Here is a 12,754-nt window from a genome sequence, read left to right as displayed (position 1 = left end):
GGCTTAATTATAATACTATATTAATTTTAACTTATTTTAAAAACTAAAAGTAGTACCATCAGCGCCGTCTTTTAGTTGGATACCTAATGCACTTAATTGATCACGAATCTGATCTGATAAAGCCCAATTTTTATCCACACGTGCTTGATTACGCATTTCGATTAGCATTTTTACAACACCATCTAATTTGTCAGAACTTTCGTTTACAGCTTCTGTATCTAAACCTAAAACATCATGAACAAAACCATTCATAATCGCTTTTAAACGTTCTAAATCTTCTGCTGTAATATTCTCGAAACTATCTTTGATTGAATTAATCATTTTTACTGCCTCAAATAAATGTGCGATCAATATTGGCGTATTGAAATCATCATCCATTGCGGTGTATAATTTCGCTTCTAATTCATCAATATTAACGGTAGAAGTTTTCTTTGGTGTAATTGTTTCTAATGTTTTTAATGCTTCAACCAAACGATTATATCCTTTTTCTGAAGCTAACATTGCATCATTCGAAATATCTAAAACACTGCGATAATGCGCTTGTAAGAAACAAAAACGTACAACAGCAGGATGAAATGGTTTTTCGAAGAAATCATTTTCACCATTCACTAATTGCATTGGCAAAATGTAATTTCCAGTCGATTTGCTCATACGCTGACCATTCATCGTCAACATATTTGCATGCATCCAATATTTTACTGGTTCGTGACCGTTAGAACCTTTTGCTTGCGCAATTTCACATTCGTGGTGAGGAAATTTAAGATCCATTCCACCTCCGTGAATATCGAAATAATCGCCAAGATATTTTGTACTCATCACTGTACATTCTAAGTGCCAACCAGGAAAACCATCTCCCCAAGGTGAAGCCCAACGCATAATGTGAGCAGGCGAAGCATTTTTCCAAAGTGCAAAATCCACAGGATTTTTCTTTTCTCCTTGTCCGTCTAAATCTCTTGTATTATTGATTAACTCTTCGATGTTACGGTTACTCAATTCACCATAATCAAGTCCTTTTTTGTTATATGCTTCTACATCAAAATAAACTGATCCGTTTACTTCATAAGCAAATCCTAAATCAATTAATTTCTCCGCTAAAGCAATTTGTTCTAAAATATGACCCGTTGCTGTAGGCTCGATTGTTGGAGGTAATAAATTAAATTTCTCTAGAACTTTATGAAAATCAACCGTATATTTCTGTACGATTTCCATTGGTTCTAATTTCTCTAATTTAGATTGTTTTACAAAACGATCATTTTCTACATTTCCATCATCTGTTAAATGCCCAGCATCAGTAATATTACGAACGTAACGAACTTTGTAACCCAAAAATTTTAGGTAACGATAAATCATATCAAATGACATAAACGTACGTACATTCCCAAGATGCACATTACTGTAAACGGTAGGTCCACAAACATACATTCCAACATTATCTTGATTAATTGGTTCGAACGTTTCTTTCTGTCCCGTTAAGGAATTATGTAATTTTAATTGATTTTCTTTTACCATTTTATAGGATTTATATTTTAAACATTAAAAGTAGTTTTCATTCCGATGTACGAAATAAACTCTTTTCTTAATTGCTCATTATCTTTAAATGCTCCACCGTATTCGGCAGTAACTGTACTTGATTCGATATCTTTGATTCCGCGCGAATTTACACACAAATGTTTCGCATCAATAATACATGCTACATCGTCTGTACCTAACGCTTCTTGCATTGCTTTCACAATTTGCATTGTCAAACGCTCTTGTACTTGCGGACGTTTTGCATAATATTCTACAATACGATTCATTTTAGACAATCCGATTACTTTCCCTTTCGAGATGTAACCTACATGTGCACGTCCAACAATTGGTAAAAAGTGATGCTCGCAAGTCGAATAAACCACGATATCCTTTTCAACCAACATTTGATTGTAGTTATATTTATTTTCGAAAGTTGACATTCCAGGCTTACGCTCTGGCAATAAACCACCAAAAATCTCTTTTACGAACATTTTCGCAACACGTTTTGGCGTTCCTTTCAAACTATCATCTGTTAAATCTAAGCCTAAAGTTTCCATGATGTTACGGAAATCCGCTTCTATCTTTTCCACTTTTTCTTCAGCAGACAACTCAAAGGCATCAGCTCTCAAAGGCGTTTCTAAGTTTGCTGAAATATGGTCGTCCCCCATTTCGTCATGAAGATGTTTATCACACATTACATAAAAATTTTAGCAAATTTATAAAAGATAGTGTTATAAAACCTTATCAAATCTCAATTTATTACATCTGAAATGATTTCTATCTTTTATCAAATCAATGAAAAGATTATCTTTGAAGTATCACAAATTCGAAAAAATGATCAAGAAAACTTACGGTATCGATTTTCTTTCGTTCGAGGATTACAAAGGAATCAAAGAAGGAAACATCGAAATTGAACTTAATGAAGCGAGTAAACAACAAATCTTAAAATCGCAACAAAACGTTGCTAAAATAGTTGCTTCTGGTCAAACAGTTTATGGAATTAACACTGGTTTTGGACCACTTTGCGACACTAAAATTTCGGAAGAAGAAACGCGTCAACTTCAACATAATTTATTAATCAGTCATGCGGTTGGTGTTGGAAATCCAATCAAGAAAGAAATTTCTAAAACCATGTTAATTGCAAAAGCACATGCTTTATCAAAAGGATATTCTGGTGTGACTTTAGATGTTGTGGAACGAATTTTATTAATGGTCGAAAAAGATATTATTCCGGTCGTTCCTGAAAAAGGATCTGTTGGAGCATCTGGAGATTTAGCGCCATTATCACATTTATTTTTACCATTAATTGGTGAAGGAAAAGTTTGGGATGGCGATACAATTGTTTCGACAAAAGAAGCTTTGGCTAAACATAATTTACAACCTTTACATCTTTCTGCAAAAGAAGGTTTAGGGTTAATCAACGGAACACAATTCATTTTATCTCATGCGTTAAATGGCTTAGAAAAATTCGAATATTTATTGAATTTAGCTGACGTTGCGGGTGCTTTATCATTAGAAGCTTACGAAGGTTCTCCCCGTCCATTCGAAGAAGAATTACATCAAGTTCGTCCATTCAAAGGAACTTTATTGGTTGCAGAACGTATGCGAAATTTATTGAAAGGTTCTGAAATTGCTTTCTCTCATGCAGAATGTGGTCGTGTACAAGATCCATATTCATTGCGTTGTATGCCTCAAGTTCATGGTGCATCACGAAATGCATTTTTTCATTTACAAGAATTAGCTGAAATCGAATTAAATTCTGTTACCGATAATCCAATCGTTGTTTCGGACGAAGAAGCCATTTCTGGCGGAAACTTCCACGGACAACCATTAGCTATGGTATTAGATTACGCTACAATTGCTGCATCTGAATTAGGAAATATTTCGGATCGTCGTCAATATTTATTAATCGAAGGAAAATATGGTTTACCAAAATTATTAACAGAAAGTTCTGGTTTAAATTCTGGTTTCATGATTCCTCAATATACTTCAGCCGCACTTTGTACAGAAAACAAAACCTTGTGTTTCCCTGCATCGGCAGATAGTATTCCGACTTCTTTGGGACAAGAAGATCATGTTTCGATGGGAAGTATTTCTGGACGAAAATTCAACCAAGTTTTAGATAATGTAGAACGTATTTTAGCAATCGAATTAATGTACGCTTGTCAAGGTTTAGAATTTAGAAGACCACGTAAAACAAGTGCTTTCTTAGAAGACGTTTTCTCAAAAGTTCGTTCAGTTTGTCCAAAATTAGAAGATGATCGTTTGATTGGAGATGACATCAATAATATTATCGATTTGCTACAAACAGATGATTTCAAAAAATTAATATTAAGTTTCTAAGTTATCCTTGTCATCCAGAGCCTGTCGAAGGATAAGCTATTATAATGTAGATAATTTACTATAATTAGAAAGACTCTTCGACAAGCTCAGAGTGACAATTACAACAACGACAATCAAATAAATGTCATTCCGACAAATGGAGTTTTTTTTAAAAATTAGAATGAAAAGATAAAAGAGAATGGATTTTATACAAGCTATATTAGATTTTTTTAGTGTTACAAGTTATAAAAGTGATAATTCTAAAAAAGACAAAGCAGTACTTTTTTTTAATGATTTCTACTTTTTTATCTATTGCTCTTTTATTTTCCGTAAACTCAATTTATGAAAAAAATAATATTTTACTAATCATAGTTTTATTGATTATTTTCAGTTTAATATTAAGTATTTTAATTATTCTTGGTTTAATCAAATTAAAAATAATTCAACCAACAAGTTTTAGTAATTTCATATTATATCTGATTGGTTTAATATTACTTATTGGAAATTCAATTTTATGTTTTATTGATTATTTTAAAATTATTAATTAAAAACCTAATGTTCAAATTCGATAAAAAATCATTCAGCATAGCAATTATTATCTTTTTGATTGAAGTAATTATTGCGTTGCACATCAAAGACAAGATCATTCGTCCTTTTGTTGGTGATATTTTAGTCGTGATTTTCATTTACTATTTTATCAAAGCATTTATCAACACAAAAGCGATTAACATTGCAATTTTTACATTGTTTTTTTCTTTTGTAGTAGAAATTTTACAATATTTCAATTTTGTAGAAATGATTGGCTTAGGACATAACAAAGCAGCTCGAATAATTATCGGAACATCTTTTTCGTGGATTGATTTACTATGTTATTTCGTCGGATTTATTCTATTATTTTTTATTGATAAAGATTTGAAGAAAAAAATGTAATTTGAACGAGATTCCTCAATAAGTTCAGAATAACAACAAAAAATCGTAAAACTTATAACGTTTAACGCAAAATATAAAAACACAAAAAAATGACTTTTCAAGAACAAATAAAACAAGGCATTCCTTCTGTTTTACCTCAAAAAAAAGACAGAAATCCTAACGTAAGTCACGCACCTAAGCGTAAAGAAATATTATCGGAAGACGAAAAAAAATTAGCGCTTAAAAATGCGTTACGTTATTTTGAACCAAAAGATCATGCAGAATTAATTCCAGAATTTAAGCAAGAATTGGAAGATTTCGGACGTATTTATATGTATCGTTTGATGCCTGATTACAAAATTTTTGCTCGTCCAATTACAGATTATCCAGGAAATTCAGAACAAGCAAAAGCAATCCAATTAATGATTCAAAATAACTTGGATCACGCAGTTGCACAACATCCTGAAGAATTGATTACTTATGGAGGAAATGGCGCGGTTTTCCAGAACTGGGCGCAATATCTTTTAACGATGAAATATTTGTCTGAAATGACAGAAGAGCAAACCTTGGTGATGTATTCTGGACATCCGATGGGATTATTTCCTTCACACAAAAATGCACCGCGAGTTGTCGTTACAAATGGAATGGTGATTCCTAATTATTCGAAACCGGATGATTGGGAAAAAATGAATGCGTTAGGTGTTTCTCAATACGGGCAAATGACCGCAGGAAGTTATATGTACATTGGTCCGCAAGGAATTGTTCATGGAACAACTATTACCGTTTTGAATGGTTGTCGCAAAATCGATAATGAAGGTACGGCTGGTAAATTATTTGTAACGGCAGGACTTGGTGGAATGTCTGGTGCTCAACCAAAAGCAGGAAATATTGCAGGAGTTGTGTCTGTAACTGCCGAAGTAAACCCTGCTGCGACATACAAACGTCATGAACAAGGTTGGGTGGACGAAGTGATTACTAATTTGGATGAATTGGTTGCTCGTGTTCGCGAAGCCAAAGAAAATAAAGAAGTTGTTTCGATTGCTTATGATGGAAATGTAGTGGATGTTTGGGAAAAATTTGACCAAGAAAATCTATACATCGACTTAGGTTCGGATCAAACATCTTTGCATAATCCTTGGGCTGGCGGTTATTATCCTGTTGGATTATCGTTTGATGAAGCCAATGAAATGATGGCAAGCAATCCTGAATTATTCAAAGAAAAAGTACAAGAATCGTTGCGTCGTCATGCGGATTCTGTTAACAAACATACCGCAAAAGGAACGTATTTCTTCGATTATGGAAATGCCTTTTTATTAGAAGCTTCTCGAGCTGGTGCAGATGTAATGGCAGAAAATAATATCGATTTTAAATATCCAAGTTATGTACAAGATATTATGGGACCAATGTGTTTCGATTTTGGATTCGGACCTTTCCGTTGGGTTTGTACATCTGGAAAAGCAGAAGATTTACAAAAAACAGATGAAATTGCTTGCCAAGTTTTAGAGGAAATCATGCAACATTCTCCGATAGAAATTCAGCAACAAATGCAAGATAATATCACGTGGATAAAAGGTGCACAAGAAAACAAATTGGTTGTAGGTTCGCAAGCCCGTATTTTATATGCAGATGCAGAAGGACGAATTAAAATTGCGAAAGCCTTTAACGGTGCGATTGCAAAAGGTGAAATCGGAGCAGTTGTTTTAGGTCGTGATCACCATGATGTTTCTGGAACAGATTCTCCTTTCCGTGAAACATCTAATATTTACGATGGCTCAAAATTCACAGCTGATATGGCGATTCACAATGTCATTGGCGACAGTTTCCGAGGTGCAACTTGGGTTTCTATTCACAACGGCGGCGGCGTTGGTTGGGGAGAAGTAATCAATGGTGGTTTCGGAATGTTATTGGACGGATCTTCAGATGCTGAACAACGTTTAAAATCAATGTTGCATTGGGATGTGAACAATGGAATTGCTCGACGTTCTTGGGCAAGAAACGAAGAAGCTATTTTTGCGATCAAACGCGCAATGGAAGAAGAACCATTATTAAAAGTTACTTTACCAAATATCGTTGATGAAGATTTATTATAAAAGCTTATGAATACTATTGAAAATTTACTCAAATTAATTTCTTCTCAAAACAAAAGAGATATTAAAAAACTCGAAATTAGAGAATTAGAAGAAGAAAAAAAAGGGAACTTTATTGCTTTTGTAGATGACCAGTCGAATAGTTACGATGTAAATATAGTAATCAAAAATAAAGAAGTTACTTCCCATTCTTGTGATTGTGGAAGTAACGAATCTTGGTGTATTCATCAAAAAAAAATGCTAGAAGAAATCGTAAAACTTACCTCTTTAAAACCTGTTAAAAAAACTCGCATAAAAAAAGAAAAAGAGAGCGAAACTTTACTTAAACTAATTGAAGAAGAAGATTTAAGAAAATGGTTACTTGATTTTTTTAATACAAATAGAGAAGCTGAACAATATTTCATGTTATCATTTTCTCAAAAACAAAAAGAGTATTCTCTTGATGAAGTAGAACAATTAATAAAAGATACAATAACCTCAATAATAGGTAAAAAAAGGAAAGTAGAAATATCCGAAGTAAAAAAGATAATCGATTTACTACAAATTGCTCTTGAACCTGTATTTGCTTATATAGATTGCATTATTAAGACGACAGAAATCGTAAAACCACTAATTATAAGAATATGTGATTTATTACTTTCTTTTCATTTTAACTCGGGTACAACAAGTAAAAGATTAGAAAAATATGTTTACGCTATTATAGAAAAATATGCTTTTAGGATCAATAAAATAGCAGTAGAAGAACAATGGAAAAACGTTGTACTTGATCATTGGAGCAACTTCCTTAATATGGATAATATAACTGTAAATGATTTTGAAATAAATAAAGAAATATATTATCAAGCGACTACAGAGAGAAAAAAAATTATCGGACAACACCTTCTAAATTACCTAAAAAAATGGCATAAAGAAAATATAAATTATAACATAGAGATTCAGACATTCTTTCTACAAATCATGATAGAGACAGAGTTGTTTACAGAAATAAAAGAATATTTCAAACCATCAATTTATCAAAATGACTATAATTTAATGATTTTAGAAGAACTAATGAAAACTGACCATATTGCTGTAGAAGCTTATTGTAAAGATATTATTTCAAACAATTCTAAAGAAAAATACAACTACCCTTATTACAATATTCTAGAAAAACTTTATAAACAGACAAATGATTTGCCTAAATATACAGAAATAAAACTTTTAAAATTCCCTTACAATCCATCATTAGAAGATTTTCTTTTTATAAAAAATCATTTAAATGAAGAAGAAAAGTTTAAAAAATTCAGAACGAAAACACTTACTAATCTTAAAATAAATTTTTACGAATCAGATGATTGTATTGATTTATATTTTAAGATATTAGATGCTGAAAAGGAGTATAAAAAAATGATCGATGTAATAAGTAATTATGTTCCAGCTGAAATAATTTTATGTTATTTTGATCAACTCTTTTTATTTAACAAAAATACCTTCTTAATAAATTTACTTAAACGTTTAGCTTATCTCTACAGTTATTCTTCTCAAAAAGATATGGAACTTGATTTAATCAATAAAATTAAAAAATCATACGGCGATATACTTATTAAAAAATATTTAGATTTTTTAATTAATAGCGATAATTTTATAAAAATTAGAATTCAGAATAATGAATTTATAGAAAAACTACTTGACTAATTTATTTGTTTAATTGTGATCTCATAGACCTGAAATAAACAGTTGAATAAAATTCTGATGCTGAAAACAGTTTAAAATCAATATACATTGGGATGTGAATGAAACGAAGAAGCTATTTTTGCAATTAAACGTGCCATGGAAGAAGAACCTTTATTAAAGGTGACTTTACCGAATATAGTAAATGAAGAGTTATTATAGTGAAATCAATTCTAAATTATTTAGTTGACAACAAAGAAAATATTATTCAATGGTTGGTGTTAATAGGTTTTTTTATAATGATGCTTTTAATCAGTTTATATAATACAAACCATGCTAAAACCTCTATGAAAAATAAAAGAAAATATAACGTTGGTATTCTATCAAGATCAAGTAAATCAAAGTCTGGTAGCTATATTCATTATATTTACACATATAAAGGTAAAACATATGAAGGTCAAGTATCTGGTCGTTTAGATCCTGACAAAATAGGTGAAAGAAGATTAATTATTTTTAGTCCAGAAACAAATGAAAAATTTTTACTTCCGTATGTTATTAATGATTGTATTAATGACCCCTATAATGGATGGGATAAAATTCCCTACAATATTAGTGAGAAAGATATTTTAAAATATTTAAACTAAAAACCCACCTCTATTGAGGTGGGTTTTTAGTTTTGAAAACAATCCTGAAACAAGTTCAGGATGACATTATATCATAATAACATATTTGTCAAGCTGAATTTATTTCAGCTTCTCATACTTTAGGTCGAGGGTAATTAGTCCTATAGCTGGACTATGGATAAAGAAACACCGAAGAAAGACCGAACAAGCCTCCTTGTTAAGGCGAGATTAATGCCTCGAAGCACGGCATAGAGGTAGCATAGAGGCGACATAAAGGCGGCATAGAATCGGTATAGAAGACTAATAAATTAATGTTTTTAAAACGAAGATATTGAGTCAATTAAAGCAGTCTCACAAAGATAAAAACAATCGATTAGAGTTGTATTTATTCATGTAAAAAAATGTCTGAATCATTTCCATTACCCTACATCAATTAATTCATGTACAACTTCTTATCCTACATCAAGACATTACAAATCAGGCGGTACTAACTTTGTAAAAGAAAATAAAACAAGTTAACAATCACTAAATAATAAGAAGATGAATACAAAAAATATAGAAGCCGTTATCGCACCAAGAGAACCACATTTTGTAGGGGATGGATTTAGAGTACACAATTTTATTCCAAGTGGTTATCATTTGGATATGCGTAGAATGGATCCATTTATTATGTTAGATTACAATTCAAAATTTCATTTTCCAGCAACAGACAAACCAAAAGGTGTTGGCGTGCATCCACATCGTGGTTTCGAAACTGTAACTATTTCTTATGAAGGAAGCGTTTCTCATCACGATAGTTCTGGTGGAGGAGGAACAATTCATCAAGGCGATGTACAATGGATGACAGCAGCTTCGGGTGTTCTACACAAAGAATATCATGCCGAAGAATTTTATAAACAAGGTGGAATTTTTCAAATGGTTCAATTGTGGGTAAATCTTCCTGCAAAGGATAAAATGAGCACTCCAAAATATCAAGCGATTGAACATAAAGATATTCCAACTGTAGAAGTTGAAAATGGTTTTATCGAAGTTATTTCTGGTGAATATAACCAAACAAAAGGTGCTGCATCAACATTTTCTCCTGTTAATATGCTGAATGCAAAACTGAATGAAGATGGAAAAGCTAATTTTAATTTTCCTGCAAATTACAATACCGTTTTATTAGTTATTGATGGAGAAGTAAAAGTGAACAACCAAGAAATTGTTCCAACGGATCACTTATTATTGTTTACAAACGAAGGCGAAGATTTCTCAATTGAAGCAACAAAAAATAGTGTGGTATTAATTTTGAGTGGAGAACCTTTGAATGAGCCAATCGCTTCCTATGGTCCTTTTGTGATGAATACACAAGAGCAAATTCGCGAAGCTTTTGAGGATTTTAATAACGGAAAGTTTGGTACTTTAGAAGATTAATAAACAACTTAAAAAATAAAACTCATGGAAATTAAACAAATTGATGATAAGAAAAATGGTGCTTTTGTCGTTTTAGATGGTGATAAAAAAGCTGGAGAAATGGATTACGTTTGGGCTGGTAATGATAAAATTATTATCGATCATACAGAGGTTGACGAAGCATATGGTGGACAAGGTGTTGGTAAAAAAGCTTTATTAGCCTTAGTAGATTGGGTGAGAAAAGATAATATCAAAGTAATTCCTTTGTGTCCTTTTGCTAAAGCGCAGTTTGAAAAAAATCCAGAAATTAGAGATATCTTATCTTAAGAAATAATTACTATGAATTTCGATTATACAATAATAAATCGTAATCTTAAATATTAATTAGAAAATTTATCCTGCAAGATGGTTATTTTGTAGAATAAATTTCATTTTTAATAAAAAATCATTCAAAAAAAACTAATTATTTTTGCATAACTTTTTATAAGTCCATAATTTTAATAGACTTTATAAAAGCAAAAAAAAACACAACCTCTCTGCATTTATTTATAATAATTGAGAGGTTTTTTTATTAAGATTTTTAGAATGATTGAACTAAAAAATATATCCAAAACTTTCAGAACTTCTAAAAGAGAAATTCATGCTTTGCGCGATGTTTCTTTGCAGATAGAAGAAGGAAAAATTTTTGGAATCATTGGTAAATCTGGTGCCGGAAAAAGCACCTTGATTCGCTGTGTTAATTTATTAGAACGACCTGATACAGGAGAAGTTTTGATAAATGGAACAAATTTATTGAACTTAAATAATTCAAAATTAACTTTAGAAAGAAGAAAAATCGGTATGATTTTTCAACATTTCAATTTACTTTCTTCGCGAACTGTAGAAGAAAATATTGCTTTTCCGATGGAATTGGAAGGTATCTCAAAAAGCCAAATAAAAACAAAGGTTGACGAACTTTTACACCTTGTTGATATTCACGAAAAAGCAAAAGAATATCCTACAAATTTATCAGGCGGACAAAAACAACGTGTTGCAATAGCGCGTGCTTTGGCTAATAATCCAACAGTTTTGTTATGTGACGAAGCGACAAGTGCGTTAGATCCTGCGACTACAAAATCTATTTTGAAATTGTTGAAAGAAATCAATCAACGATTAAATCTAACGATTCTCTTAATCACCCATGAAATGGAAGTAATCAATTCTATTTGTGATGAAGTTGGAGTGATTGAAAGTGGAAAATTAGTAGAACATGGTACAGTAGAAGAAATTTTCACAAATCCGAAAGAGAATATCACGCAAGAATTTATCAAAAATTCATTGGACATAGCTTTACCTCTAAGTTTTCAGAAAAATTTGGTTGATACTTATTCAGAAAATAACTCAATAATTTATAAAATCAATTTCACGAATCAACCAAAATTCAATCAACTTATTGCAGAAATAAATTCGTTGCATAATATTGAAGCAGAAATCGTAAATTCAAGAATCGAATATGCTGGAGAAATCAATTACGGAACATTTTTCTTGAAAATTAATTCAAAAGAAAACTCAGCAATCGAAACATATTTACAGCAAAATAAATTTAATTTAGAAAAAATCGGTTATGTCAGAAGCAGTTATTAATCTATTACTTAAGGGAACTTGGGAAACAGTTTTAATGACATTTGTTTCCGGATTTTTTGGTTTTGTACTTGGTCTTCCAATCGGAATATTCTTGTTTTTAACGAGAAAAGGACAATTATTAGAAAACAAATTGGTTAATCAAATTTTAGCCTTTTTTGTCAATATTTTCAGATCAATTCCATTCATTATTCTAATCGTTTGGATGATTCCTTTTACACGAAGTTTAGTTGGAACATCAATCGGCGTTTCTGCTGCCTTGGTACCTCTTAGTATTGGAGCCGCACCATTTATAGCGCGTTTAGTAGAAAATAGTTTATTAGAGATTCCTGAAGGTTTGATAGAAGCAGCACGTTCTATGGGTGCAAAACCTTCGCAAATCATTTTCAAAGTTTTGTTACCAGAAGCATTACCATCGTTAATAAATGCCGCAACAATTACGTTAATTACTTTAGTCGGCTATTCGGCAATGGGTGGCGCTGTAGGAGCTGGCGGATTAGGACAAATCGGTTATCAATATGGGTATGTTGGATATGATACTTTTATAATGAATACCGTTTTAATTCTATTAATAATTATCGTTTTTATCATCCAATTTACTGGTGATTTCTTATCAAAAAAATTCAATCATAAATAATTTAA

General features: G+C 31.5%; 11 protein-coding genes. 9 read left to right on the top strand and 2 right to left on the bottom strand.

Going from position 1 to position 12,754, the window contains the following annotated elements; genetic code table 11:
- Window positions 1-36 precede the first annotated feature (36 nt).
- Both cysS and folE read right to left on the bottom strand, forming a co-directional pair.
- Window positions 37-1,509 (bottom strand): cysteine--tRNA ligase, encoded by a 1,473-nt coding sequence (gene cysS / locus B3J26_RS01720; RefSeq protein WP_291072918.1) that lies wholly within the window; start codon window positions 1,507-1,509, stop codon window positions 37-39.
- 17 nt (window positions 1,510-1,526) lie between these two features.
- The gene (gene folE / locus B3J26_RS01715) at window positions 1,527-2,204 is read right to left on the bottom strand and encodes a GTP cyclohydrolase I FolE (protein WP_114997904.1); all 678 of its coding nucleotides are present in this window, start codon (window positions 2,202-2,204) and stop codon (window positions 1,527-1,529) included.
- Window positions 2,205-2,343: 139 nt separating this feature from the next.
- Here folE and hutH point away from each other — a divergent pair, with 139 nt between their 5' ends.
- From hutH to metI, 9 genes are all read left to right on the top strand, one after another.
- Window positions 2,344-3,852 (top strand): histidine ammonia-lyase, encoded by a 1,509-nt coding sequence (gene hutH, locus B3J26_RS01710; RefSeq protein ID WP_291072917.1) that lies wholly within the window; start codon window positions 2,344-2,346, stop codon window positions 3,850-3,852.
- 534 nt (window positions 3,853-4,386) lie between these two features.
- On the top strand, window positions 4,387-4,761 hold the full coding sequence (locus tag B3J26_RS01705) for a DUF2809 domain-containing protein (protein ID WP_291072915.1): 375 nt from the start codon (window positions 4,387-4,389) through the stop codon (window positions 4,759-4,761).
- 89 nt (window positions 4,762-4,850) lie between these two features.
- Entirely contained in the window at window positions 4,851-6,830 is a 1,980-nt protein-coding gene (locus B3J26_RS01700) for a urocanate hydratase (RefSeq protein WP_291072913.1), read from the top strand.
- Between the two features lie 6 nt (window positions 6,831-6,836).
- On the top strand, window positions 6,837-8,501 hold the full coding sequence (locus B3J26_RS01695; protein ID WP_291072911.1) for a hypothetical protein: 1,665 nt from the start codon (window positions 6,837-6,839) through the stop codon (window positions 8,499-8,501).
- Between the two features lie 197 nt (window positions 8,502-8,698).
- Window positions 8,699-9,121: a hypothetical protein gene (locus B3J26_RS01690; RefSeq protein ID WP_291072910.1), complete on the top strand. Its 423-nt coding sequence runs from the start codon at window positions 8,699-8,701 to the stop codon at window positions 9,119-9,121.
- Window positions 9,122-9,640: 519 nt separating this feature from the next.
- Window positions 9,641-10,513, top strand: coding sequence for a pirin family protein (locus B3J26_RS01685; RefSeq protein ID WP_291072908.1), 873 nt, complete (start codon window positions 9,641-9,643; stop codon window positions 10,511-10,513).
- A gap of 24 nt (window positions 10,514-10,537) precedes the next feature.
- Entirely contained in the window at window positions 10,538-10,819 is a 282-nt protein-coding gene (locus B3J26_RS01680; protein WP_280037269.1) for a GNAT family N-acetyltransferase, read from the top strand.
- Window positions 10,820-11,077: 258 nt separating this feature from the next.
- A complete protein-coding gene (locus B3J26_RS01675; RefSeq protein WP_280037271.1) occupies window positions 11,078-12,115 on the top strand; it encodes a methionine ABC transporter ATP-binding protein in 1,038 nt (345 codons plus the stop codon).
- Window positions 12,096-12,749 carry a methionine ABC transporter permease MetI gene (metI, locus tag B3J26_RS01670; RefSeq protein WP_280037273.1) on the top strand — a complete coding sequence of 218 codons (654 nt, stop codon included), beginning with the start codon at window positions 12,096-12,098 and terminating at the stop codon, window positions 12,747-12,749. Before B3J26_RS01675 ends, metI begins: the two co-directional genes overlap by 20 nt.
- Window positions 12,750-12,754: the final 5 nt, after the last annotated feature.

The sequence above is a fragment of the Empedobacter sp. UBA5987 genome (assembly GCF_002429865.1).
In the GTDB taxonomy this organism is placed as follows: domain Bacteria; phylum Bacteroidota; class Bacteroidia; order Flavobacteriales; family Weeksellaceae; genus Empedobacter; species Empedobacter falsenii_B.
Note: the sequence above shows the minus strand (reverse complement) of the source record. Positions and strands in the feature narration are given on the sequence as shown.

Excerpts from the sequence above, each read along its gene's own strand:
- cysS (WP_291072918.1), bottom strand. The coding sequence starts at position 1,509 with ATGGTAAAAGAAAATCAATTAAAATTACATAATTCCTTAACGGGACAG.
- folE (WP_114997904.1), bottom strand. The coding sequence starts at position 2,204 with ATGTGTGATAAACATCTTCATGACGAAATGGGGGACGACCATATTTCA.
- hutH (WP_291072917.1), top strand. The coding sequence starts at position 2,344 with ATGATCAAGAAAACTTACGGTATCGATTTTCTTTCGTTCGAGGATTAC.
- B3J26_RS01705 (WP_291072915.1), top strand. The coding sequence starts at position 4,387 with ATGTTCAAATTCGATAAAAAATCATTCAGCATAGCAATTATTATCTTT.
- B3J26_RS01700 (WP_291072913.1), top strand. The coding sequence starts at position 4,851 with ATGACTTTTCAAGAACAAATAAAACAAGGCATTCCTTCTGTTTTACCT.
- B3J26_RS01695 (WP_291072911.1), top strand. The coding sequence starts at position 6,837 with ATGAATACTATTGAAAATTTACTCAAATTAATTTCTTCTCAAAACAAA.
- B3J26_RS01685 (WP_291072908.1), top strand. The coding sequence starts at position 9,641 with ATGAATACAAAAAATATAGAAGCCGTTATCGCACCAAGAGAACCACAT.
- B3J26_RS01680 (WP_280037269.1), top strand. The coding sequence starts at position 10,538 with ATGGAAATTAAACAAATTGATGATAAGAAAAATGGTGCTTTTGTCGTT.
- B3J26_RS01675 (WP_280037271.1), top strand. The coding sequence starts at position 11,078 with ATGATTGAACTAAAAAATATATCCAAAACTTTCAGAACTTCTAAAAGA.
- metI (WP_280037273.1), top strand. The coding sequence starts at position 12,096 with ATGTCAGAAGCAGTTATTAATCTATTACTTAAGGGAACTTGGGAAACA.